This window comes from Natrinema salsiterrestre, assembly GCF_029502005.1.
GTDB classification, from domain to species: Archaea; Halobacteriota; Halobacteria; order Halobacteriales; family Natrialbaceae; genus Natrinema; species Natrinema salsiterrestre.
In genome coordinates this window covers 1-22,571 of record NZ_JAMQOT010000011.1, presented here as the reverse complement: position 1 = coordinate 22,571, position 22,571 = coordinate 1, and the positions used below count along the sequence as shown (strand labels likewise).

The 22,571-nt window shown below is 57.3% G+C and carries 24 protein-coding genes and 1 pseudogene; 10 read left to right on the top strand and 15 right to left on the bottom strand.

Translation table 11 applies throughout. The features are described from left to right. Positions 1 to 14 precede the first annotated feature (14 nt). The 4 genes from NDI89_RS20760 to NDI89_RS20745 all read right to left on the bottom strand — a co-directional run bounded on the left by NDI89_RS20760 (position 15) and on the right by NDI89_RS20745 (position 2,312). The gene (locus tag NDI89_RS20760; RefSeq protein ID WP_123538915.1) at positions 15 to 155 is read right to left on the bottom strand and encodes a YHS domain-containing protein; all 141 of its coding nucleotides are present in this window, start codon (positions 153 to 155) and stop codon (positions 15 to 17) included. Positions 156 to 504: 349 nt separating this feature from the next. After that, on the bottom strand, positions 505 to 1,386 hold the full coding sequence (locus NDI89_RS20755; protein WP_156586786.1) for a class I SAM-dependent methyltransferase: 882 nt from the start codon (positions 1,384 to 1,386) through the stop codon (positions 505 to 507). Between the two features lie 7 nt (positions 1,387 to 1,393). Then, positions 1,394 to 1,765, bottom strand: coding sequence for a hypothetical protein (locus NDI89_RS20750; protein ID WP_123538917.1), 372 nt, complete (start codon positions 1,763 to 1,765; stop codon positions 1,394 to 1,396). 52 nt (positions 1,766 to 1,817) lie between these two features. After that, entirely contained in the window at positions 1,818 to 2,312 is a 495-nt protein-coding gene (locus NDI89_RS20745) for a DUF411 domain-containing protein (RefSeq protein WP_123538918.1), read from the bottom strand. Positions 2,313 to 2,768: 456 nt separating this feature from the next. On the opposite strand from NDI89_RS20745, the gene NDI89_RS20740 reads away from it, so the two are divergent. Next, a complete protein-coding gene (locus NDI89_RS20740) occupies positions 2,769 to 3,767 on the top strand; it encodes a universal stress protein (RefSeq protein WP_123538919.1) in 999 nt (332 codons plus the stop codon). A gap of 264 nt (positions 3,768 to 4,031) precedes the next feature. Here the strand turns inward: NDI89_RS20740 and NDI89_RS20735 are convergent, their stop codons facing one another. The 7 genes from NDI89_RS20735 to NDI89_RS20710 all read right to left on the bottom strand — a co-directional run bounded on the left by NDI89_RS20735 (position 4,032) and on the right by NDI89_RS20710 (position 10,919). After that, positions 4,032 to 4,319, bottom strand: a complete 288-nt coding sequence (locus tag NDI89_RS20735; RefSeq protein ID WP_004594603.1) for a hypothetical protein — start codon at positions 4,317 to 4,319, stop codon at positions 4,032 to 4,034. Between the two features lie 6 nt (positions 4,320 to 4,325). Then, the gene (locus NDI89_RS20730) at positions 4,326 to 4,790 is read right to left on the bottom strand and encodes a DoxX family protein (RefSeq protein WP_277524503.1); all 465 of its coding nucleotides are present in this window, start codon (positions 4,788 to 4,790) and stop codon (positions 4,326 to 4,328) included. A 393-nt stretch (positions 4,791 to 5,183) separates the two neighbouring features. Then, entirely contained in the window at positions 5,184 to 6,320 is a 1,137-nt protein-coding gene (locus tag NDI89_RS20725) for an NAD(P)/FAD-dependent oxidoreductase (RefSeq protein ID WP_231741202.1), read from the bottom strand. Between the two features lie 67 nt (positions 6,321 to 6,387). Further along, entirely contained in the window at positions 6,388 to 7,389 is a 1,002-nt protein-coding gene (locus NDI89_RS20720; RefSeq protein WP_050050397.1) for a DUF63 family protein, read from the bottom strand. Next, positions 7,386 to 7,610, bottom strand: a complete 225-nt coding sequence (locus tag NDI89_RS24105) for a DUF7123 family protein (RefSeq protein WP_004594599.1) — start codon at positions 7,608 to 7,610, stop codon at positions 7,386 to 7,388. Before NDI89_RS24105 ends, NDI89_RS20720 begins: the two co-directional genes overlap by 4 nt. Before the next feature lie 17 nt (positions 7,611 to 7,627). Continuing rightward, the gene (locus tag NDI89_RS20715) at positions 7,628 to 10,234 is read right to left on the bottom strand and encodes a heavy metal translocating P-type ATPase (protein ID WP_004594598.1); all 2,607 of its coding nucleotides are present in this window, start codon (positions 10,232 to 10,234) and stop codon (positions 7,628 to 7,630) included. 94 nt (positions 10,235 to 10,328) lie between these two features. Beyond that, on the bottom strand, positions 10,329 to 10,919 hold the full coding sequence (locus tag NDI89_RS20710) for an AsnC family transcriptional regulator (protein WP_049986206.1): 591 nt from the start codon (positions 10,917 to 10,919) through the stop codon (positions 10,329 to 10,331). A gap of 134 nt (positions 10,920 to 11,053) precedes the next feature. On the opposite strand from NDI89_RS20710, the gene NDI89_RS20705 reads away from it, so the two are divergent. Both NDI89_RS20705 and acnA read left to right on the top strand, forming a co-directional pair. Next, positions 11,054 to 11,251, top strand: a complete 198-nt coding sequence (locus NDI89_RS20705; RefSeq protein ID WP_049938510.1) for a heavy-metal-associated domain-containing protein — start codon at positions 11,054 to 11,056, stop codon at positions 11,249 to 11,251. Positions 11,252 to 11,322: 71 nt separating this feature from the next. Next, entirely contained in the window at positions 11,323 to 14,106 is a 2,784-nt protein-coding gene (gene acnA / locus NDI89_RS20700; protein ID WP_095638031.1) for an aconitate hydratase AcnA, read from the top strand. Positions 14,107 to 14,174: 68 nt separating this feature from the next. Here the strand turns inward: acnA and NDI89_RS20695 are convergent, their stop codons facing one another. Next, positions 14,175 to 14,675, bottom strand: a complete 501-nt coding sequence (locus tag NDI89_RS20695; RefSeq protein ID WP_004594590.1) for a CBS domain-containing protein — start codon at positions 14,673 to 14,675, stop codon at positions 14,175 to 14,177. A 184-nt stretch (positions 14,676 to 14,859) separates the two neighbouring features. Between NDI89_RS20695 and NDI89_RS20690 the strand changes: the two genes are divergently transcribed. Next, the gene (locus NDI89_RS20690) at positions 14,860 to 15,309 is read left to right on the top strand and encodes a universal stress protein (RefSeq protein WP_092817280.1); all 450 of its coding nucleotides are present in this window, start codon (positions 14,860 to 14,862) and stop codon (positions 15,307 to 15,309) included. An 11-nt stretch (positions 15,310 to 15,320) separates the two neighbouring features. Here the strand turns inward: NDI89_RS20690 and NDI89_RS20685 are convergent, their stop codons facing one another. Together NDI89_RS20685 and NDI89_RS20680 are read right to left on the bottom strand one after the other, a co-directional pair. Then, positions 15,321 to 15,599 (bottom strand): SHOCT domain-containing protein, encoded by a 279-nt coding sequence (locus NDI89_RS20685; RefSeq protein ID WP_277524488.1) that lies wholly within the window; start codon positions 15,597 to 15,599, stop codon positions 15,321 to 15,323. Positions 15,600 to 15,749: 150 nt separating this feature from the next. Continuing rightward, on the bottom strand, positions 15,750 to 16,310 hold the full coding sequence (locus NDI89_RS20680) for a DoxX family protein (protein ID WP_092817279.1): 561 nt from the start codon (positions 16,308 to 16,310) through the stop codon (positions 15,750 to 15,752). 114 nt (positions 16,311 to 16,424) lie between these two features. Between NDI89_RS20680 and NDI89_RS20675 the strand changes: the two genes are divergently transcribed. The 6 genes from NDI89_RS20675 to NDI89_RS20650 all read left to right on the top strand — a co-directional run bounded on the left by NDI89_RS20675 (position 16,425) and on the right by NDI89_RS20650 (position 22,337). After that, positions 16,425 to 16,775: an ArsR/SmtB family transcription factor gene (locus NDI89_RS20675; protein ID WP_092817278.1), complete on the top strand. Its 351-nt coding sequence runs from the start codon at positions 16,425 to 16,427 to the stop codon at positions 16,773 to 16,775. Between the two features lie 3 nt (positions 16,776 to 16,778). Beyond that, entirely contained in the window at positions 16,779 to 17,054 is a 276-nt protein-coding gene (locus NDI89_RS20670; protein ID WP_004594584.1) for a DUF7521 family protein, read from the top strand. 137 nt (positions 17,055 to 17,191) lie between these two features. After that, on the top strand, positions 17,192 to 17,587 hold the full coding sequence (locus NDI89_RS20665; protein WP_004594583.1) for a hypothetical protein: 396 nt from the start codon (positions 17,192 to 17,194) through the stop codon (positions 17,585 to 17,587). Positions 17,588 to 17,733: 146 nt separating this feature from the next. After that, positions 17,734 to 17,931: a heavy-metal-associated domain-containing protein gene (locus tag NDI89_RS20660; RefSeq protein ID WP_004594582.1), complete on the top strand. Its 198-nt coding sequence runs from the start codon at positions 17,734 to 17,736 to the stop codon at positions 17,929 to 17,931. Positions 17,932 to 18,063: 132 nt separating this feature from the next. Further along, complete coding sequence (locus tag NDI89_RS20655; RefSeq protein ID WP_095638026.1) at positions 18,064 to 20,346, top strand: copper-translocating P-type ATPase; 2,283 nt, start codon at positions 18,064 to 18,066, stop codon at positions 20,344 to 20,346. A gap of 404 nt (positions 20,347 to 20,750) precedes the next feature. Continuing rightward, positions 20,751 to 22,337, top strand: a complete 1,587-nt coding sequence (locus NDI89_RS20650; RefSeq protein ID WP_095638025.1) for a transposase — start codon at positions 20,751 to 20,753, stop codon at positions 22,335 to 22,337. A 130-nt stretch (positions 22,338 to 22,467) separates the two neighbouring features. Here the strand turns inward: NDI89_RS20650 and NDI89_RS20645 are convergent. Continuing rightward, a pseudogene (locus tag NDI89_RS20645) lies at positions 22,468 to 22,571 on the bottom strand (IS5/IS1182 family transposase); the annotation flags it as partial.

Sequence of the window (22,571 nt, the reverse complement as noted above, 5' to 3'; positions counted from 1 at the left end):
GTGGGGTGTGACGGTTAGACGTAATCCTCCGGTGTCGAGGTGAACGTCTCCTTGCAGCCCTCGGCACAGAAGTAGTACGTCTGACCGTCGTACTCAGTTGTGGCCGCCGGATCACTTTCATCGACGTCCATTCCACAGACTGGATCAGTTGCCATTCGGTTTCACCCCACATCAATGGTACGAGGGCCTGAACCAAGCAATTTGTTCTTAGCAATCCAAAGTCGGGATACATAGCGATTTGAGCCGTGCTGCACGGTTTGGCTTTTCTGACTCCACAATCAACGGTTAGTACCTCACAATCCCGAACTATCGTTCGAGTATACCAACGGATTCCTATCTGTGTCCTATATAAATACTGGAGTCTGAACCAATTCTAAACCTATGGGTCACGATCCACCACACGACAATCACGAGGAGTGAAGACCCCACAGGTCCATCCAAATTCGTGGATGCTCAAGCGTCGACGTGACGATCCGATTCTTTCTTGCGCCGTGCAAGTAGCAGTCAAGTAGTCTCTAGTTCCGCAACGAAGATAACGTGTCGCAGGAACGGCAGCGCGTGGTGAGCCTTCCGTACCTGCTCAGTAATCGCTAGGGGATCGAGATCATACGCTCCTAACAGTCGTTCAATGAGAGCCCGGAGCGGGCTCGTGAGTAGCTGGAGGTACAGCGTCGTCCACTTTCGGAAGCGTCCGACGCTGTGTTTCGTGATATCTTCGACCGCTTTGAGCTCAAAGCTTGTCTCGTCGAGAGCAGCTTTGTATCCTTCAACAGTACCCAAGGACGGCATATCCCACGCATCCGCAAATGAATCGACCAATCTCCGTTCCGTTTCAGTCACGTCTGACTGCATCACGAGATCGGAGACTACGAGAACCGCCTCGGGTTCGAGGGTATCTGCGACTGTAGCGAAAACGCGATTCCGCTCGGGGAGGTATACGAGCGCGTCGATGGCTGTACACGCGGTAAACGAGTCCCTGGTAAACGGGAGTTGTGTCGCGTCACCGATGATGAACTCGGAATCGAGGTGCTTACCCCGTGCGTTCTCGGTTGCCATCTGGATGTTGTACGGAACGAGGTCGACACCAGTGACGTTGAAGCCGAACTGATAGGCGAGGTGGAGGGCTGGACCCCCCCGACCGCAGCCGACATCGAGGAGGCGCACTCCGTCGGTTGTGGGTAGATGCGACGCGACCCTCGAGCCGACTTCCGTGACGAGGCGACGTTGACTCGAACCGGCTATATGTGGCTGGTACCACTCCGAGTAGCCGAGATTGAGGAACTCGTCAGTATCGAACAGGAGGTCGAACGCCCGCCAGATATCGGCTCGCTCGCCGCGGTAGGAGAACTGGTCGGTGATCCGGTTGCGTAGAGTACTTTGATCCATCGGTCACCTACTCGAGTTCGGAAACCTCCGAATAGCAGTACTCGGATTCGTCGCAGTACGCGAGGTCGGCACACCCGCGAGGACGCTGGTAGTCGATTCCCTTGTGCCGCCGGAGATACGTCACGTAGCCGTCGTCCACGCGGTCTAGGATGTCGTGACAGATCCACTTCTCCCCGAACCAAGTGGCGCCCAGATTTCGGTACGGACACAGGAAGATCGTCCGTTCGACCGAATCGATCTGTGGCGTCTCGACGATCCGGACACCGACAAGACGATACGCGATGCGAAGACGGGTGACGACCGAGTCCGGCGTATTCGCGCCAAGGAAAAGTACGTACGCGAGCACATACCCGAGGCCATGGAGGAGTCGTCGAATCATCGTTCAGGCTGTCGACTGCCGTCCCAAAGTATCTTGACCAGGTGTTCTCTGTTCAGATCTCGGTGTACACGTTACCTGTCTTTCCGCCGCCGAGTTTGTAGACGGTGAATGTGTCGGACTTCGTCCCGCCCATCCCCGGTGAACCGGCCGGCATCCCGGGCAACGCGATGCCGTCGATTGCCGGCTCTTCATCGAGCATCGTCGCGATAATCTCGACAGGGACGTGTCCTTCGACGACGTACTCGTCGAGGACGAGTGTGTGACAGCTCTGTAAATCCGATGGGATACCGTGTTGGCGCTTGAGATCCGCCACGTCCTCGGTTTCGGTTTCCCCGAGCGTCGTGTCGAGATGGTCCCGAAGATACGACGCATATCGTCCACAACAGCTACAGCCAGGTGAACTGTATTGCTGAGCGTTCGTCACTGCCAGCGTCCCCTCGATGTCCCACTCGTCCTCACTCGATGATCCTAAACAGCCGGCAATTCCGAGTGTGACTGTCGTCGCACCGACCCGTAGTAGTCCGCGACGAGTTACGGTCCGTTCCATATGTTCGTCACTTGGTTCGGGGGTATTCAATTGTACGTCGACCTTTCCTGTGTATTGAGAACGGATTCAAGCACGACGGGGAAGGCGACTTTCAGTTCTGAGTAGGAAACCCCAAAGGTCAGAGTCCCGTATTCGTCTCCATGTGGCGACCCTCATCGGTCGAGGGTGCTGCCGTGACGGTTTTCCGTCAACGAGCATATCGGCCTTAAATTGCGCCCAACATGACCCAGAGCATGACTCGTCGCACCGACTTCGACACTTCACTCCTCGAAACTGTGGGAAATACGCTCTCGTCGAACTGATGCGACTCCAAACGACGTCTCCACTCTTTTCGAAATAGGCGTGCTATAGCGAGTTACTTGCGATAAAAGCCTCAAGTCACCACCCCAGAGACTGTTCTCCCGGTTTCGATTCTTAACAGAAAGCACGGTAAATCGTCGTTACGTATAGATATGTATGAACTCCCCCAGCCATCTAGAAGTTCGAGAAGGTGCGGACATCAACCTGTACAACCAGATTCTCATTCCACTCTACGGAGCTGATATAAGGGACTCAGTGGTCCAATATGGTCTATCACTTGCAGAAACGTATGATGCGGCTCTCCACGTATTATCTATTCAAGATGAGGAACGCACGGAGGTGGAATCCGACCAAGTCACTAAACAAGAGGAATGGGACGCAGCAGCGGTAATTGAACCCGTGGTGGATCAGGCCCACTCGCTCGGACTCAATGTGATACCAGCAGTGGATAGTGGGCACTCTTCAGGTGTTATTCGGGAATACGCTGAGGAGAATGATATCGATTTGCTTGTCCACCAGAAACCTACACAGACTAGATTAGCACGAATTCTCCGGAGAGACGTCTCCAGCCACATCATTCAAAATATCTCTCTTCCTGTCTTGACGATACCTGATATGGATCCCTCTGATCCGGTAGGAGAGTTATCTACTAGTCAGTTCACAGATATTCTCGTGCCTACGGATGGATACGACGAGGCATCTGTGGCCTTCAAACATGGGCTACAAATTGCTAAACGGTATGATGCAACCCTACATGGACTTTTTGTCATTTCCGAACAGTCCTATTCGAGTCGGCCTGGATTCACGTGGGAAGAGGTCACTGACTCTTGGGAACAGCGGGGAACTCGGCTCTTGGAGGACATTACGGAGAAGGCAGCGACCTTGGACGTTCCTGTCCGAACTACGTTGAGCTTTGGTCAACCTCAGCAGGAGATTCTCAAATACACTGAGGTGACTGACATCGACCTTGTTACAATGGGGACACGAGGATTGACTGGCATTCGTCGGCTATTACAGGGAAGCGTCGCAGCTCAAGTGATCGAGGAAGCAGATTACCCCGTTCTAACGGTTAACCGAAGGACAGCTGAATTGAAAAAACACCCGTACACCTTTCTTCGAAAGACAAACCAGAATCGGAAGTCAGGGCTATATTGAAATATTATTTTCAATATACTAATTTCAGTCTTAAATCCAGAAATTTCTATTGCGTATTGATTTCAGTTTCTTCTACCAAACCAAAGAGTGTTAAGTTCGTTCTGCTGAATAAAGCGCGCGTACTGACCAGAAGGAAAACCAAGAAACGATAAGGCTACTCCTGAAAATCGTGTTTGTCTTCACGTTTAGGTGCATCAGATGGACGTTAGTGCGAGCAACGCGAAAAGTTAACTGGCAAATGGCTCCACGGACTGAGTTGTTGAACTAGTCGTCCATGCCGGATGGGGTTTGGCCCGTAGTCGATCCCGACGGTGCCGACCCTGCGGCAAACTTGTAAACGGCGACGAGTCCCCAAATCACCAAGCCGAGCAGGATGATGCCCGCCCTAATGTCGATGGGGACCACTGCAGCGTGTTCGATTGCTCCCTCGCTATCGACTGGGTGCCCGGCTCCCAGTAGCATGTCGAGCAGGCCGATCACGACGACGCCCAAGACAACCAAGCCACCGCCGACGTACATGGCGATTTGGTCTGCCGTTGATAAGTCACTCATTGGTAGTCACCCGAGGAGTTTCCGTAATCGCGTGTTCTCGAACAGTTCCATCTCACGCAGGCGGTTATCGACTGCCAGGACGCCGCCCGCTCCGAGTGCCACAATGGTTCCGAAGACCATGATCCCAAGTAGTTCACCCGTGACCATACCGTTGGCCCAGCCGCCACCGTAGCCGTTGATGAAGTAGAAGAACAGCATCATGAAGGCACCAAAGAAGGCGGCGGTCCTCGTGAGGACACCGAGTATCAGCCCGAAACCGATGGCGGTTTGCCCAAGCGGTACCGCCACGTTGACGAACGCCAACAGGATGCCGTCGCTGAACGGCGTGACGAAGGGGGCGAGAATCGTGCCCTGAGCGGCTCCGCCGACGAACCAGCTGGCGTCGAAGGGCCACGCCCAGATCTTGTCAAGGCCGGCGTGGAGCATCCACCACCCGGCGGTCAGCCGAAGCAGCAGGATCCAATACGACAACCAGGCTCCTGAGACCGAGAACGACGTCTCAGTTCCGAGAAATCTCGTTCGAATGGATTGTGTTGACATGGCATACTTCACCTCACGACTGAGTTTATCAGAAGTGGTAAAAAGATTGGTGGTGGTTCGTGATCTCTAAGAGTCGGGGCTCATTGCAGGAACGCGGGTGTCAGAGGTGAGTTGGATGATCCTCAAGAAGGAATTCGGTCACCCTCAACGCACTGATTGTGTGCTGGGGCATGTAAGCAGGAGCACCGATGAAGCTGAGCCCACCGATTTCTGGATTTCGGAAAATTCTGTTTGAGGGACTGAATTCATCTACTGATCTAATCCTTTGTACTTACCGATCCTCTCAGTAGCTAACAGATTCTGAGAATTTAACTCGAGTGGATATCAATCAATTAACTCCCACTGGTTAGTCATTCCTCCATAGACACGGTTTAAAACTCGTCGTCTCGAGAAAATACGGGCAAATAAAACAGGGTGGCGGAGGAGACGCAGTAGAACTGCACTCGGAGACCGGTCAACGTCTTCAATATCGATCCCGGCAGCGGCACGAATTGCTGCTCCCAGAACCTTGGGATTACGAGTTTCAAGAAAGTATCTCACAACTGTGGCGAAAATGTACTCCGTTTTCATCCTCTGATATAATCTATCAGGATAATTGTGTAATTGGCTTCTGTTAGCCAGCTCTGCGGCCAAGAATCCCGATTCAACGGCCTGTGAGATCCCCTTTCCGGTGAGTCGGTTTGCTATACCTGCAGCATCACCCACTCGTACGACTGAATGCTCCGGTAGATGGGTTCTGTCGGGATCAAGGCTTGGTCCCTCGGGAATGATTGCGACGTTCGTCCGTTCCTGCGACGGGACTGGCCACCCATTCCGCTCACAGGCTTCCCTCAATGCCTTCATATAATCATTAGGCCGGTCACTGACCGTCCAGCCGATACCAACGTTGGCTCGTTGCGATGTCTTCGGGAATGCCCACGAGTACCCTGTATAGTTCTCCAGAATTATCCGGCTGTTCGGGTACAACTCGGTGAAGTCCCCTTCGACATCACTGTTAAGCGCTACCATATATCCTGAATACTCGTTGGTTGTTCCGAGCGCTTTACTAGAGAGTGATGGCTGACCGGTTGCATCAACGACGAGATCATACTCATCGGTGAACTCGTGGAAATCTGTCCGTGTGATAGACTGGTTTTCGTGGATGTCAACACCCTTCTCTGAGAGTTGTTCTGCCCAGGACTGCTCAACGACATTTCGGTCCGTTATATATGTATCCGCAGCAGGAAAGGTGCCGGCTCCAGTGCGGTGGCGATCGGCGTCGATTCCGTCATACACCTCCACTTCCATCGCTGGCAGCGGGTTGAGAAAGCCGTTCTCTACAGTCGGTTCGAGTGGGATCTTCGATACCGCTGTCATCGCTTCTCCGCAATTAACGCCTTTGCTATCGTAGGACTGCCGCTCATATAGTTCGACGACGAATCCAGCGTCGTCGAATCCAGCAGCTGCTGCAAGCCCGGCCATCCCTCCACCTATTACCGCAATTTTGGACGTTCGAGTCATCGGTTTTTGCCAATCTTTGAGGCCATCGTTAAGCTCCCAACAGCATCCGAAGTGACCCACGAACGCCCATCGGGAGTCCGATCGCTCCGATGAAGAACGTCATAAGCCACCACCACGTGTGATTCATCTCCTCTTTCGCATCGGCGAGATACCACACGATGCCGACAGTCACGACGAGTTTCAGCACGAACGTCGATCCGGAGAATCCAGTCGCCTGGTACACGAGATTCGTCACGACCAGCTTTGGGGAGTAGCCGAGGAACGTCACACCGATGAGATTCTGCGCAGCGTCCCACAACTGGCCGAAAACGGCCAGCAGAATTAGCGGGTGTCGAAGGTGGGTGATATTGGCGAAACTCGTGCCCCAGTAGTAGAGTGCGGTTACGCCGAGCGCTATCCCCGTCGTCGCGACAGGAACCCATAGGCGGAGTGGGGTCGATGTCGAGAGGCCGTGCCAAACAGCCCACCAGACGGCCCCGACAGCCCACACCGACCCGACGAGCCCGACTGTTAGCGGGATAGATCCGATATTTTGGTCACGCAAGAGTGCACCGACACCGAGCGCGAGGATGGTGACAGCGGTGACGACGATGTAAATCGATGGCGTGATGAACCACACCGCGTAGTCCCCGAGCAGCCCGAGATCCTCGAGGGCGCGCATCGCCCCACCTGCGATGATGATCGGAGCGAACCCGTAGGCCAGTCGTGCGTCGAACGTGACGTCGAGTTGGTCGAGATACGCACGTAGTCCGGGGAGGCTGTATACGACTGCCGCGAGGTAGATTACCGTGTTCACCGCGTTGTAGCCCTGGACAGCACGAATCCCCTCGTGCGTGACTGGCTGACCGGCCGCATCGGCGACGACTGGTCCCCAGAGATACTGCCAGATGAACCGGTCGTAGACCAACGTCGGAAACACGAGGATGCCCCCACCGAGAAGGACGAGCGGGGCCAGCAGGTACAGCGCCCACCACTCGCGTGAGCCGGTCTCCGGAAGGACAGTCTCGACGCGGCGGGTGACAGTACTCACGACCCGTTCACCTCCAATCGCCACGTCGTGCTTTTCGAGCGCCCCCACTGTTCGAGTGAAACGATTGTGAGTTCGTCCTGGAGCTGGCTGAGGTACTGCGCGACTGCCTTGGGAGATCCGTCGAGGTCGCTGGCAATCTCGCGAGCCCGGAGGTATGTCGGTTCGCTACTGGCTGTCTCGACGAGGTACCTTCGAACCGTGTGCCGGGAAATATTCGACATTGATCTAGAGGTGACGGTTAGCGAAGAAATCCGAAGAGCTTGTAGTCGTGATCGGGGGTGTACCGCCGGAACAGGAGACTGTTCGTCAGCACCGACACCGACGAGAACGCCATTGCTGCTGCAGCGAGCACGGGCTGGAGGAGGCCGAGCGACGCTAACGGAATCATCGCCGTGTTGTAACCGAGCGCCCACACGAGGTTCTGTTTGATCTTCTGGAGTGTCGCGTCTGAGATTCGGATCGCCTTTACCACGTCGAGCGGGTCGTCTCGCATCAGCGTGACGTCTGCAGCTTCGATGGCGACGTCGGTGCCGGAGCCGATTGCTGTCCCGACGTGTGCGACCGCGAGTGCCGGAGCGTCGTTGACGCCGTCACCGACCATCATCGCCTGCCGGCCCTCGTCTTGAATACTGTCGACCGCGTTGGACTTGTCCTCAGGAAGGACTCCTGCGCGGACGTTCTTCGGGTCGATACCCACCTGTTTAGCGACCGCACGGGCAGTTCGCTCGTTGTCGCCCGTAATCATCATCACGTCAACTCCCCGCTCCTGGAGTGCTGTGACAGCCTGCTTGGAGCTTTCCTTCACTGTGTCGGCGTCGGCGACCACACCCACGAGCTCCCCCTCGTAGGCGACCAGCATCGCCGTCTTCCCCTCGTTCTCGAGGCGTTCCATCGTCTCCTCAGCGGGAGAGGGGTCGATCCCGTTGTCCCGCAGCAGCTTGCGGTTGCCGACCAGCACCTCGCTGTCACCAATGACTGCTTTGATCCCGTGGCCCGGAACGTTCTCGAAGTCGTCAGGCTCAGTCACGTCCAGGCCGCGTTCTTCGGCCCCTTCGACGATTGCACGGGCGAGCGGGTGTTCGCTGCCGCTTTCAGCTATCGCCGCCAGTCGAAGCACATCATCCTCTGAGAGGCGCTCACGGGTGCTGAGCTGTCCACCATCTGGGGTCGGCTCGCCACCGTCAGTCACCACATTTCCATCGCTATCAAAGACGACCACGTCGGTGAGTTCCATTTCCCCTTCGGTGAGTGTGCCCGTCTTGTCGAAGACGACTGTATCGACGTCTTTCGCTCGTTCGAGGATGTCACCGCCCTTGAACAGGACGCCGTTCTGGGCACCAATCGTCGTCCCGACCATCGTCGCTGCGGGCGTCGCCAGCCCCAGCGCACAGGGACAGGCGATGAGGATCGAGGACGCGAAGACAATTATCGCGAACTCGAAGACTGAAACGGTCCCACCGACCGGGGCCGGGCCGCCAGCAACCTGACCCCACAGCGGGAGCCAGTCGACGAAGCCAGCGAGAGCCTCGGGGAACAGGAACCAGACGACACCCCAGAGAAGGGCGTTCGCGATGACCGCAGGCACGAAGTACGCGGAGATGCGGTCGGCGAGATTCTGGATGTCGGGCTGGCGCGACTGGGCCTCCTTGACTGTCTGGACGATCTGTTGGAGGGCCGTGTCTTCTCCAACCTTCGTCGCCTCCACGACAAGGACGCCGTTCTCGTTAATCGTCGAGCCGACGACCTCATCGCCCTCCTCTTTCTCGACAGGCACAGATTCGCCAGTGACCATTGACTCGTCGACGGCAGACTGACCGTCGACAACGACACCGTCTGTGGGAATCTTCTCACCTGGACGAATTTTCATCCGGTCACCAGTTGTGACCTCTTCAAGCGGAACTTCTTCTTCACTGCCGTCCTCGCGGACAATGGTCGCCGTTTCGGCTTCCATTTCGAGGAGCTTTCGGAGGGCCTCACCCGCTTGGCCCTTCGACCGAGCTTCGAGATAGTTACCCAACGTGATGAACACGAGGATGAGGGCTGCCGTGTCGAAATAAAGTCCACCTGCAATGAGTTCAGCAAGGACTGCCACAGAGTATAGATAGGCCGTTGTTGAACCGATCGCAATCAGCACGTCCATATTGGCGCGGCCGTTCTTCACGATCGCCTTGTACGAGTTCTTATAGAACGGCCAGCCGAGGATCGCCTGTACCGGCGTGGCGAGGAGGAACTCAACCCAGCCAAGTTCCACACCGAAGACGGCTTCAGGGACGATCGCGCCACCGAGCAGATAATTGTCGATGAGGAAGAAGAGCAACGGTGCCGATAACACTGCCCCAAAGAGGGTCAACCTGAGTTGCTTCCGAGTTTCGGCTTGACGGGCGGCATCTCGTGCGTCCTGGCCCGACTCTTCGTCGGCACCATCTTCGCGGACGGGCGAGTAGCCAGCCTCCTCGATAGCATCGTACAGCGCACCAATAGATACTTCCGCAGGATTGTAGGTGACCTGTGCTTCGTCGGTTGCGTAATTGACCTCCGCATTAACGACGCCCGGAATATTTTCAAGAGCGGTTTGGTTGGTCTCGGCGCAGTTGGCACAGGTCATATCGGAGATGGCAATCGTTACCGTCTCAGAGACTGCGCCGTACCCGGCCTCGTCGATCGCGTCGTAGATTTCTTTGAGCGATACCTCTTCAGGGTCGTAGGTGACGGAACCCTCGTCGGTGGCGAAGTTCGCATCCGCCTCCGATACCCCGTCGAGCGATTCGAGAGTGTCCTGGATCGTCGCCGAACAGTTGGCGCAGGACATTCCCGTGATATCAAGATGGATTGTTTGGCTTGTCATGCTTGTTCTACTATACGGGGTCTAGGTTTAGGCGATTTACTGCTTCGAGAGGCGGGGTTTCGACTGCAGGAAAATTTGGATTCCAAAGACAGCGTTACGCTCCCTCTTCGAGTCGCTGATACCGATCGTCGAACCGTGTGAGACAGGACGGACAACAGAAGTGATAGATCTCTCCGTCGATTCTCGTCGTTTCACCTTGATTATCAACGGTATTGTTACATTCAGCACAGGTGAGTGCAAATTCGACGCCATCAACGGACGGCGTCCATTCAAGCTCGTCAATTAGCGTGACGGTGTAATCTGCTACATCGATCTCGTTAAAGAGTCCATCTACCCACTGACGTACGTTCTGGGCTTCAACACGGGCATAGAACCAAAGATCTCCTTCGGAGGTCGTGAAGACGTGTTCAACGCCATCTGACTCTCGAGCCCGCTCGCGGGCGGCCTCCAACGACGCTGAGCCGATTTCGGCCTGAATAAATACCGGTACACCAGCTCGGAGATGAGCCCGGTTGACGTCAATCGTGAAGTTGTTAATGATGCCAGCTTCCTGTAATCGCTTTACCCGGTCAGACACGGCTGGCCCCGACAAGTCGACCTCCTCGCCAATATCGCTGAACGGGCGGCGGGCGTCATCAGCGAGTAACGAGAGGATTTCTAAGTCGGTTTCATCCAAATTGCGCATACGACCGCTTCGTCTCGCAGGATACATTATTGTTGCCCACAACACACCTTCGAAATCGGTGATCCAGGGCTGCGACAACATTGGATTCTAAGCAGAAAACCACATAGAATACTCGCCCCTATCTACGAATGGATATGACTCAGACAATCACCGTCGAAGGAATGACCTGTGAACATTGCGAGCAGACCGTCGAAGAGGCACTCGAAGAAGTTGAGGGGGTTACGTCTGCTACTGCGGATCGTGACTCAGAATCCGCGACGGTCGAGGGGTCCGCTGAACGGGATGAGCTTGTGACTGTGGTCGAAGACGCTGGATACGATGCCTCTGCGTAACAAATCCCGATTCTCGTCGAATCGGATTCGGAGAGGGATTGATACGACTGCCAATCCCAGGTGTAGATACTATGACTGATACACTTCCGTTCGATGCCGTCCGCGAGCTCGACGTCGACGGGACGACGTACAAGATGGCCGATCTTCGAGCACTCGAAGAGCAGGGGCTCTGTGACCTCGACACGCTCCCTGTGAGCATCCGTATTCTGCTTGAGTCGGTGCTCCGGAACGCCGACGGCGAAACTGTTACTGCAGCGGATGTCAAGAATGCTGCTGGCTGGAAGCCAGACGTACCGGACGCAGAGGTTCCGTTCTCTCCATCACGAGTCGTCCTACAGGATCTCACTGGCGTGCCCGCAGTTGTCGACCTGGCGGCCCTTCGATCCGAAGTCGACCGCAAAGATCGGGACCCGACCCTGGTCGAACCAGAGATCCCTATTGATCTCGTAATCGACCACAGCGTCCAAGTCGACTACTTCGACTCCGAGGACGCCTACGAGAAGAACGTCGAACTGGAGTACGAGCGCAACGCCGAACGGTATCGCGCGATCAAGTGGGCGCAGAACGCCTTCGAGAACTTCAACGTCGTCCCGCCGGGGACCGGCATCGTCCACCAGGTGAATCTCGAGCATCTGGGCCGGGTCGTCCACGCCCGCGAGCGAGACGGTGAGAAATGGCTCCTGCCGGACACACTCGTCGGCACGGACAGCCACACCCCAATGATCGGTGGCATCGGTGTGGTCGGCTGGGGCGTCGGCGGCATTGAAGCGGAAGCGGCAATGCTCGGTCAGCCGGTCACGATGAAACTTCCCGAGGTCGTCGGCGTCCGCCTCGAAGGCGAATTACCCGAGGGCGCGACGGCGACGGATCTCGTGCTCCACATCACCGAACGGCTCCGCGAGGTCGGCGTCGTCGACCGGTTCGTCGAATTCTTCGGTCCTGGTGTGGAGAATCTCACAGTCCCCGACCGGGCCACGATCGCCAATATGGCGCCCGAACAGGGCTCGACGATCAGTATGTTCCCGGTCGACGAGCAGACGCTCGAGTATCTCGAACTCACCGGGCGTGACCCCGCCCACATCGACCTTGTTCGCGAGTACCTCGAAGCGCAAGGGCTATTCGGAGAACAGGAACCGGAATACACCGAGGTGGTCGAGTTCGATCTTTCGACTGTTGAGCCGAGTCTCGCCGGACATAAGCGGCCACAGGACCGGATTCCGATGGGGGACGTGAAACAGAGCTTCCGGGGACTTCTCCACGGGGAGTTCGAAGACGACCTCGATGATGTCGACGAAGACGCCCTACAGCGGTGGCTCGGCGAAGGTGATGCAGCTGGTGCGGAGACCGACGGCGGTGTTCAGGTCGAACCCGAATCGGAACTGCACCCGTTAACCAAACGCGTTGAGGTCGACCTCGACGGTGAGACAGTGGAAATTGGACACGGAGACGTCCTCGTCAGCGCCATCACGAGCTGTACGAACACTTCGAACCCGTCGGTGATGATCGCTGCTGGTCTGCTTGCCCAGAACGCCGTCGAGAAAGGTTTAGATGTCCCGCCGTACGTCAAGACGAGTCTCGCACCCGGCAGTCGCGTCGTCACGCAGTACCTCGAGGAATCGGGCCTGCTTCCGTATCTCGAAGAGCTCGGGTACGCGGTCGTCGGCTACGGCTGTACCACTTGTATCGGGAACGCCGGACCACTTCCCGATCCCATCGAGCAAGCGATCGACGACCACGACCTCTGGACGACGAGCGTCCTCTCCGGAAATCGGAACTTCGAGGCGCGTATTCACCCGAAGATCCGCGCGAACTACCTCGCGAGCCCGCCGCTCGTCGTCGCCTACGGCCTCGCAGGGCGGATGGACGTCGACCTCGAGAACGAGCCGCTAGGCACCGACGAGGAGGGGGGATCGGTGTATCTGGCGGACATCTGGCCCGACGCAGCGGACGTGCAGGCAGCAATCCACGAGAACGTCTCTCCTGAGATGTTCGAGGAGAAGTATGCCTCTGTGTTCGAGGGTGACGAGCGGTGGGCTGCTCTCGACGCGCCCACAGGTGACGTCTACGAGTGGGACGACAACTCGACATACATCCGAGAGCCGCCGTTCTTCCAGGACTTCCCCCTCGAAAAACCCGGCGTCGCCGATATTGAGGATGCACGCTGCCTGCTGACACTCGGCGATACCGTTACGACCGACCACATCAGCCCTGCTGGCCCCTTCGGATCTGACCTCCCTGCCGGCCAGTGGCTGCTCGATAACGGCGTTGAGCCGCACGAGTTCAACACCTACGGCGCGCGCCGGGGCAACCACGAGGTGATGATGCGGGGAACGTTCGCCAATGTCCGCATCGAGAACGAGATGCTCGACGATGTCGAGGGTGGCTATACGATCCACCACCCAACCGACGAGCAGACGACCGTGTTCGAAGCCAGCCAGCGCTACCGCGAGGAGGGAGTCCCGCTCGTCGTGATGGCAGGCGAAGAGTTCGGTACCGGCTCCAGCCGGGACTGGGCGGCGAAAGGAACGGACCTACTCGGTGTTCGCGCAACCATCGCCGAGAGTTACGAGCGCATCTACCGCGACAACCTCGTCGGCATGGGTGTGCTCCCCCTGCAGTTCGATGATGGCGACTCGTGGGAATCTCTCGGTCTGGATGGGTCTGAGATCTTCACGATCCACGGCCTCGATGACGGGCTCGATGTGATGGACGAACTGACCGTTATCGCCGAGCGCGCGGACGGGTCGACTGTCGAGTTCCCGGTCACAGCACAGGTCGGCACGCCGGCCGCCGTGACCTATATCGAACACGGCGGCATCCTCCACTACGTCCTTAGACGGCTCCTCATGCGATAATCTCTCTCAACTGACTCTATTTCTGGAAGCACAAGCAACACGAAAAACTTTGAGTCCAAATTAGCGTTTCAATCGTGCGTAGACTCTGTTCGGATGATGCCCGCTACGTTATCCATCTGAGCTGAAACGTGTGCGCTCTCACCAGCAACATGCGTAATTAAATCGTCCAGAGTGATCATCCCGATAACGCTCCCGTCTTCAACAACCGGGACGTGTCGAGCACCCGCTTCGTTCATTTGTCTCAGGACTTTTGGAATCTCAGCATCTGCTGGCACAGTAAGTGGGTCACGCGTCATCACGTCAGCAGCTCGTACGTCGTCTCCACTCGTCTCGGCTGTGAGCACACTTAACTCGCTTTCCTCGGTGAGCAGGTTAGCAATCAGGTCTCGATCGGTGATGATACCAGAGATCTGATCGGATTCTTCGACGACCACGTACCTGGCACACCGCGATTGGGAGATCATCGTGTGAGCGATCTCGGCAACCGTGGCGTCAGGCGTGACACGGGCGACCGACTCATCAGCAATACGACCAATATCCATCCGGAGGTCAGTTGGTCTGGTACCCATGCTAATCAGTACGACTCATAACAGGAAATAGCTTAGCATCAGCTGGTCGTCATAGAAATCCTCCACTCTTCAACCGTGAGAGACGACAATCTCCAAACTTTGTGAAGTTACAAAAAGTGTTACCAGCTACGCCACTATCCAAGAGCGCTGGCTTTTATAATCTAGTCTCAATAAGTAAAGAGAAATGTACGATACGGTTTTGCTCTCGACTGACGGGACAGTTGCTTCTGAGGAAGCTGAATCCCATGCTATCGCGCTAGCAGAGGCCCATAATGCCGATCTTCATGTTCTGTATGTAGTCGATGAGGACGTCGTAACAGCATACAGCGGTGACGAGTACGTTGATGAAGCCGAAGGCCCAGAACATGGCCTCGAAGAACTTGGAACGGAAACAATCGCAGACATCCAATATAAAGCGAAGGAGGTCGGTGTCAATGTTGTCAAAGCAATTGAGCACGGCCGACCGGCTGAGACGATTGTACGGTATGCTGATGCCGAAGATATGGATCTACTTGTACTTGGAACGAAACACCGGCCGGAAGAATACCGGGCCTTGCTCGGAAGCGTGACCGACCGCGTCCTTCGATTGACGACCCGCCCAGCGACCGTCGTGAAGACGGAAGTCGACGAATAGGGGAAGAACAGTCAGTAACGGCCGCCGTCAGGCGTGAGTCGGGCGCGCCGGCGTTCGAACTCCTCGTCGTCGATTTCGCCGCGAGCGTACCGTTCCTGGAGGACAGCGAGTGCGCTATCCTCGGTGGGGCCGTCCGATGGCGACCGCGTTGTCAGCCAGTAGACGATGTAGACGGGAAGGGCGATCAGAAGTGCCATCCACAGCAAACCGATCAACATCATCCCCCAGCTCCATATTCCCCACCCGGCCATGTGACCATCATTCCACATCCCGTCATGCCAGTCCCACATCACTGTATCTGGAACAGCAGCGTGCGTCAGAGTCATTCCAATGATGACGGCTAGCGTCAGTGCTCCGATGACGATGAGTCCCAGAGAACGAATCCCGCGTGCTTGAATTGGATTTTGCATTATTGTACTCCTGAAGAGAGTTCGGCGTGGTTAGCCGAGGATGTATTCGAGGGCGGGGTAGCGCTCAACGAGCGTCTCGCCACCGACGTCGTAGTTCTCGATGTACTGGTCGAGGCCCAGGATGCGGCCCGCGGCGAACGCGGCGACCGCGAGGAACACGAGCATGTACGCGAAGTCCCCGTTGATGAACCCGTGGCTCATGTCCCAGTTCCCGAAGTAGAACATGAGCATCATGAGCGCGCCGAAGAACGCCGCGAGGCGGACGAACGCGCCGACGAGCAGGCCGAGGCCGATGAACAGCTCGCCCCACGGGACGGCCACGTTCGCGAACTCGACGAACCACGGCGTACTCCCCATCCACGCGAACATCCCCGCGAGCGGGTTGCCGTTCGTCGCCGCGACGTTCGTGAGGTAACCGCCCGCGGCGAACTCGCCGGTGATCTTCGTGAACCCGGAGTACGCGAACGCGTAGCCCATCATGAGACGGAGCGCGAGCACGAACCACGCACTGAGACTGTGAACTTTCCCGCCGACGGTCAGACCGCCGACTCTGCTCTCGAGCTGATTCATGCCGGAGTCGAGTGTGGACATAGTTATTGCACCTTCAACTATCAGTACGGAGGCAGAGACGATATAACGGCGAGCCGGCGTTCTGGGTCAGAAAATCGGCGGGCTATATTACGCTCCTGTCGCGAGTAGAGACGTGTGACTGAGGAGGCCGACCCGTCGGAAATCTTCGCGACACTCGACGACGAGTACGCCCGCGACATCCTCGTGGCGACGAAGACCGACCGCCTGTCTGCGAAGGAGCTCAGCGAGGAATGTGACATGTCACGCCCGACCGTCTCGCGCCGTGTCACCCGCCTCGTCGAGCAGGGCCTCCTCGAGGAGTATACGCACGTCGACCCCGGGGGACGGCACTACAGCGAGTATGAGGCGCGCCTCGAACGCATCGAAATCCTCCTGCAGGCGGAGGGCTTCGACGTCAACATCGACATCCAGCCTGACCCCGCCGACCGGATTACGACCATCTTCGAGGAAATGCGGGGAGACTGAATCATGGACCACACGCTATTCGTCATCGGCAAACTGTTCACGACCGCGTTAGCACTGGTCATCGCATATCAGGCCTATCGCGGGTACCAACGACATCACACGCAGTTACTCCTGTACGTCGCCGCCGGCTTCGCATTGGTCGGGCTTGGCGGCCTCCTTGAAGGCGTCCTCTTCGAACTCCTCCAGGTGTCGATCTTCGAAGCAGGATTCGTCGCAGCACTCGTCACCGCAGCCGGGATGCTGTCTATCCTCTACGCCCTGTATGCCCCGAATCCATAAGGATTCAGGACGCCCATTCGACAAGCGGCCTCTGCGCGTCGTGCCCGGTTCGAAGCCGCTACTGTTCGGACTCCCCTCGTTCTCGATAGTGTAGCGTCGCAGTGGGAGTTATATCCATATCGGTCGTACCATATCGTATGATTCGAACACTCGTCGGTGTCCTCGGCGCTATCTCAGCGCTGTTCCCGGACGAAATCGTCGAGCTCTTCGAGAAACTCGCCATTTCGAATCCAGACGAGGGAACAGTGAGAGGGTGGATACGTCCAGCAGTCCGGTCGGAGGGTGTTCTGATAGCTGCGCTTTCACTCTTTAACGGGCGAGCATACGCATTGCTGATGAATCTTACCGGCGTGTTCGGTGCGATAGTCCTCTTATTTCCCGACCTGTATCAGAGATTTGCCACCGCGTTCCTGTACGAGCGTCCAGAGTCGATAGAATGGAACGAGCGATTCCGCTTGGGCATTCGGGCTATCGGCGCACTCTATGTCTTTTTAGCGGCGAAGACGTACAGAGAGCGTCACAACGATACTTGAGCCACCTCGCTATTGACACCTGGCGCATCCGATGTCTAGTTCGTTACGGCCGCAGGTATCACTTTGAATCTAAAGTTTGAGCCCCACGATATCAGTATGATCGAAGGGGAAATCCGCTAAAGAGAGGAGGCCGTGTGTATCCCTGTATGACGACGACGATCATCGTGGAAGGCATGACGTGCGGTCACTGTGAGCAGACGGTCGAAGAGGCCCTCGAAGAGGTATCCGGCGTGACTGACGTGACCGTCGACAGGGAGAGCGAACAGGCGAGCGTCGATGGTGAGGCAAATGTCACAGCTCTCGTGGAGGCCGTCGAAGACGCCGGGTACACCGCTTACGCCTGAGAATCGCGCGGACCACTCCGAGACAACGGCCAACCGTTGTCTTTGAAGCTTCGCTACGCTGGTCCTGCTGTACAGTTTCAGTGGGGAAGATTCAGGGGGCCAGCGGATCCACCTCTACAGAGAATATGGGCTATGGACGACCACAAAGATACAAATGAGAATCCCCCTGGAGGGGAACACCAGCAGGACGACAGCAGTCACCAGCACGAACACGGCGAGCAGGATGAATCGGACGCCGAGTCGGACGAGCAGCGGGTAGAACAGGAGCTACTGGAAGAAGAGGCACACCCTGCTGCGGAGAGTGAGACGGTGCTCGACGAGCAGCACGAGCACGCTGGACACGAGGGCGAAGGACACGACCACGGTTCCCATGAGGGCCACGGTGAGGGGCATGGCGGGATGCACGAGGGCCACGAGCAGATGTTCCGCCGGCGCTTCTTCGTCTCGACGCTCCTGTCGATCCCAGTCCTGCTATACAGCGAAATGCTGCAGGAGTGGCTCGGGTTCTCCGTCCCCGCGTTCCCGGGCAGCGAGTGGATCAACCCCGTCTTCGCGGTCATCGTCTTCGCGTACGGTGGGATGCCGTTCCTCCAGATGGCGGTGCCGGAGCTGAAAGACCGGTCGCCGGGGATGATGACGTTGATCTCGATGGCGATCACCGTCGCGTTCGTCTACAGTCTCGCGAGCGTGGTCTTCCCGACGCAGTCTGCGTTTTTCTGGGAACTCGTCACGCTGATCGACATCATGCTGCTGGGCCACTGGATCGAGATGCGGTCGGTCCGGCGGGCCTCCAGCGCGGTCGACGAACTGGCGAAACTGATGCCAGACACCGCCGAGCGTATTACCGACGACGGAGAAACCGAGGAGGTTCCCGTCAGGGAGCTCTCGGAAGGCGATCTCGTGCTCGTCCGGCCGGGCGCAAGTGTCCCTGCTGACGGCACCGTCGAGGAAGGTGATTCGGACGTCAACGAGTCGATGATCACTGGCGAGTCCAAGCCCGTCTCGAAGGAGCCTGGCGACGAGGTCATCGGCGGCACCATCAACGGCGATGGTAGTCTCCGCGTCCGTGTTGGCGCGACGGGCGAGGAGACGACGCTGGCGGGCATCATGCGTCTCGTCGAGGAAGCCCAGCAGAGCAAGTCCAAGACGCAGGTACTGGCCGACCGGGCGGCAGGCTGGCTGTTCTACGTCGCGCTCGGGGCGGCAGTCGTGACGGCGATTGCGTGGACCGTCGCGGTCTCGTTCGACGCGACCGTCATCGAGCGAGTCGTGACGGTGCTCGTCATCGCCTGCCCGCACGCCCTCGGGCTCGCCATTCCGCTGGTCGTCGCGATCAACACGTCGCTCGCCGCTCGCAACGGGATGCTCGTTCGCGACCGCATCGCGATGGAAGACGCACGGAATCTGGACGCGATCATCTTCGACAAGACAGGGACGCTTACCGAGGGCGAACACGGCGTCGTGGATATGGCGACCGTCAACGGCGTCGACGAGGACGACGCGCTCGGGCTGGCGGCAGCCGTCGAGAGTGACTCCGAACACATGATCGCGCGAGCGATTCGCGAGGCCGCCGACGAGCGAGACCTAACTACTCCCGACGCGACCGCCTTCGAGGCGATCAAAGGGCGAGGGGTTCGCGCAAACGTCGATGGAAACGAGGTGTACGTCGGTGGGCCGAACCTGTTGACCCAGCTCGATAGCGAGATCCCCGCCCATCTCCAGCGCTTCGCTGACGAGGCGGGACAGAACGCTCAAACGGTGGTGTATCTCGTTCGTGACAGTGAGTTGATCGCCGCGTTCGCGATGGCCGACGTAATCCGTGAAGAGAGTTTCCGCGTCGTCGACGCCCTCCACGATCTGGGAATCGAAGTGGCGATGCTGACTGGCGACTCCCAGGACGTCGCCAACGCTGTCGCTGACGAACTGGGCATCGACACGGTGTTCGCCGAGGTCCTCCCCGAAGACAAAGACGAGAAAGTCCAGGAACTCCAAGACCAGGGGAAGCTCGTGGGGATGGTTGGTGACGGTGTAAACGATGCGCCGGCGCTGACGCGAGCCGACGTCGGGATCGCCATCGGGAGCGGCACCGACGTCGCCGTCCAGTCGGCGGATGTCATTCTCGTGCAGAACAACCCGATGGATGTAGTGCGACTCGTGAAACTCAGTAAGGCGAGCTACCGGAAGATGCAGGAGAACATCGTCTGGGCCGCCGGCTACAACGTGTTCGCGATTCCGCTCGCAGCAGGCGTGTTGGCACCGATCGGGATTCTGCTGTCTCCCGCTGTGGGTGCGCTTCTGATGTCGTTGAGTACAGTAATCGTCGCCATCAACGCGCAACTGCTCCGCCGGGTGGATCTATCCATCCCCGAGCTTCCAGGAGTGACACCATCCACTAGCACCCAAACTGCAGACTGAAACTCTGCCTGATCGCTTTAGGAGGGGTTTTTCGATTGCATACGGTTGGTATTCGGAATCAGAAAATCGGTGCAGTTTGGATAGATGGCACTCTGTAAACCGATTTAACGGGCTATAGATGCCAGTTTTCCCACTCACGCCGCGCCTCTTCTTGAGAAGCTGGTTGTCCTCACACGAGTTATCTCAGCATAGTTGATTCCAGAATCTCCCGACCAGTTTCTCACCCTCAACGTCGAGCAGGATGATTGAGTCATCATCAATGAAGGTGTTAGCTATGAGTGAACGAAGCGTAGCTGCGAGACTTACAGAGTACTTGTTTGTGCTGACCGATTCAACAGCAGCGGTTCCTGCGCAAAGAGGATGGGATCGCGCCGCTTGTGTGACTGGCTGATGGGATAGCTCACATGACTTCTCAGGAGCACCGATTGACCGACGCCTACCTTGTCGGGTTGACACTCACAGAGGCACTCAAAGCCGATCAGTCCCTCTGCACGGCTCTTCGAACTCTGGAGGGGCCGTTCGATTCGCTCAATGACGGCTACCCAGAGTGGCATCCAGCACCGCACTCGTTCGAGGGGATGGTACGCTTGTTACTCTACCGCGAACTCACTGGCGAAAGCTACCGTTCGCTCGCCCAGTATCCCGAACTCGCAGTTGTCTTCGACTTGGAGAAAATCCCCGACGAATCGGTGCTCTCGCGGACCTGGCGTAACCGGTTCGACGAGGCGACCCGGGAGTTCGTCACCACAGCCGCCCACTACGTCATCAAGGAAGTCCACGATCGCGACATCTCAGCGCCGGAGGTGCGGCCTAAGGCAGAGATCGTCGACGATGAGCAAGAAGCCGCAGATCCAGTAGAAGACAAATCCTTCTCACAGGAGGAGATCATCCAGACAACGCGCCTCGCGCGTGATCACGCCTTCGGTCACTTCGACTCTGGTCGGGCGTCGAACGCCTCGTACGAGGACACACAATTCTTTGAGCTACAGACGTTCATGGGGATGGTCCACTGTGGAACTGCGCAGGGAGCGACTCGCTTCCAATATCGCCATGGCGAAGAGTACAGCCCCCATGGTGATACCCACCTCCGCGCCGTCAAGCAGTTCGATCCCGAAGAACTCGTGAACGGATTCAACGAGACAACGGATCGCTTGCTCTCCGTGATCGCCTCGGAAGCATCCTTTCGAAGGCCGGTCACCGCTGCAATCGATATCACGACTATTCCCTATTACGGAGAGGTCGAAGGAATGCCGATGGTCAGCGGGACCAAGGACAGAGACGGTCGAGCATTCAAATTCGCAACCCTCTCGATCATCGGGCAGAACATCCCGCTCGTTCTGGCGGTTGAGCCGGTCCGTGAGAGTTCCGAGTGGGATGAGAACCCGTCGAATCAGATCCATCGTACTGTGCGACGGCTCGTTCGACGAGCGAAAGAACAAGTTCCGATCGAGACGGTGCTGTGTGATCGAGAGTTTGACTCGATACAAGTGTTCCAGACACTCTCAAACCTCGATGTGAACTACCTCATTCCGAAGCGAGTCTCAAGCTCCGAACGGGATGTGCTCGAACAAATGGAGGGAGACGACCAAGAGGTGGCTGTTGAGTCGGCTTCTATCCATGTAGAATCTGGATCGCATCCAATGCGGCTCCTGTACGTGCCGTCGACGAGTGGGGAGGGAACGGCCGTCTTCGCGACGAATCTACGAGTCGGTCCTGAGGAAGCCGAGACATTCTGTCAGCGCTACAGCCGCCGGTGGCAGATCGAGAGTGAGTACAAATCGATCAAAGGTGATTTTCTCGCGAAGACCTCCTCGAAAGACTACCGCATTCGTTTGTTCTACTTCGTTTTCGCGGTCCTCTTGTACAATATCTGGCGGCTCACCGACTTCCTGCTGAAAGCGAGTGTGGGAGGTGAGATGGACTACGCACCTGTGATTACTGCGGGTGAGTGTGTTGAGCTCGTTGCCTCGTCGTTGATTCCACACGACTAACCGGCTGATCCCCCTGAGTCCGCCGTTTGGGAGTGACAACCCTAATCAGGAGCGGCAGAATCTACGCAATTTCGCACGTCCGCCCAGTAGATGCGATCGGTAAGGATTGCCTTGTTGAATCCGGTTGCGATCACTGTTTGATGGAGCGTTCAAGGTTGTAGACGGCGGCGGTGAGCACCAGCTCGCGGAATTCTCGGTACCAGGCGCGTGGCCTGACAGCGGATCCGTATCGAC

Excerpts from the sequence above, each read along its gene's own strand:
- NDI89_RS20760 (WP_123538915.1), bottom strand. The coding sequence starts at position 155 with ATGGCAACTGATCCAGTCTGTGGAATGGACGTCGATGAAAGTGATCCG.
- NDI89_RS20755 (WP_156586786.1), bottom strand. The coding sequence starts at position 1,386 with ATGGATCAAAGTACTCTACGCAACCGGATCACCGACCAGTTCTCCTAC.
- NDI89_RS20750 (WP_123538917.1), bottom strand. The coding sequence starts at position 1,765 with ATGATTCGACGACTCCTCCATGGCCTCGGGTATGTGCTCGCGTACGTA.
- NDI89_RS20745 (WP_123538918.1), bottom strand. The coding sequence starts at position 2,312 with ATGGAACGGACCGTAACTCGTCGCGGACTACTACGGGTCGGTGCGACG.
- NDI89_RS20740 (WP_123538919.1), top strand. The coding sequence starts at position 2,769 with ATGAACTCCCCCAGCCATCTAGAAGTTCGAGAAGGTGCGGACATCAAC.
- NDI89_RS20735 (WP_004594603.1), bottom strand. The coding sequence starts at position 4,319 with ATGAGTGACTTATCAACGGCAGACCAAATCGCCATGTACGTCGGCGGT.
- NDI89_RS20725 (WP_231741202.1), bottom strand. The coding sequence starts at position 6,320 with ATGGCCGGGCTTGCAGCAGCTGCTGGATTCGACGACGCTGGATTCGTC.
- NDI89_RS24105 (WP_004594599.1), bottom strand. The coding sequence starts at position 7,610 with ATGTCGAATATTTCCCGGCACACGGTTCGAAGGTACCTCGTCGAGACA.
- NDI89_RS20715 (WP_004594598.1), bottom strand. The coding sequence starts at position 10,234 with ATGACAAGCCAAACAATCCATCTTGATATCACGGGAATGTCCTGCGCC.
- NDI89_RS20710 (WP_049986206.1), bottom strand. The coding sequence starts at position 10,919 with ATGCGCAATTTGGATGAAACCGACTTAGAAATCCTCTCGTTACTCGCT.
- NDI89_RS20705 (WP_049938510.1), top strand. The coding sequence starts at position 11,054 with ATGACTCAGACAATCACCGTCGAAGGAATGACCTGTGAACATTGCGAG.
- acnA (WP_095638031.1), top strand. The coding sequence starts at position 11,323 with ATGACTGATACACTTCCGTTCGATGCCGTCCGCGAGCTCGACGTCGAC.
- NDI89_RS20695 (WP_004594590.1), bottom strand. The coding sequence starts at position 14,675 with ATGGGTACCAGACCAACTGACCTCCGGATGGATATTGGTCGTATTGCT.
- NDI89_RS20690 (WP_092817280.1), top strand. The coding sequence starts at position 14,860 with ATGTACGATACGGTTTTGCTCTCGACTGACGGGACAGTTGCTTCTGAG.
- NDI89_RS20685 (WP_277524488.1), bottom strand. The coding sequence starts at position 15,599 with ATGTGGGACTGGCATGACGGGATGTGGAATGATGGTCACATGGCCGGG.
- NDI89_RS20680 (WP_092817279.1), bottom strand. The coding sequence starts at position 16,310 with ATGTCCACACTCGACTCCGGCATGAATCAGCTCGAGAGCAGAGTCGGC.
- NDI89_RS20670 (WP_004594584.1), top strand. The coding sequence starts at position 16,779 with ATGGACCACACGCTATTCGTCATCGGCAAACTGTTCACGACCGCGTTA.
- NDI89_RS20665 (WP_004594583.1), top strand. The coding sequence starts at position 17,192 with ATGATTCGAACACTCGTCGGTGTCCTCGGCGCTATCTCAGCGCTGTTC.
- NDI89_RS20660 (WP_004594582.1), top strand. The coding sequence starts at position 17,734 with ATGACGACGACGATCATCGTGGAAGGCATGACGTGCGGTCACTGTGAG.
- NDI89_RS20655 (WP_095638026.1), top strand. The coding sequence starts at position 18,064 with ATGGACGACCACAAAGATACAAATGAGAATCCCCCTGGAGGGGAACAC.
- NDI89_RS20650 (WP_095638025.1), top strand. The coding sequence starts at position 20,751 with ATGACTTCTCAGGAGCACCGATTGACCGACGCCTACCTTGTCGGGTTG.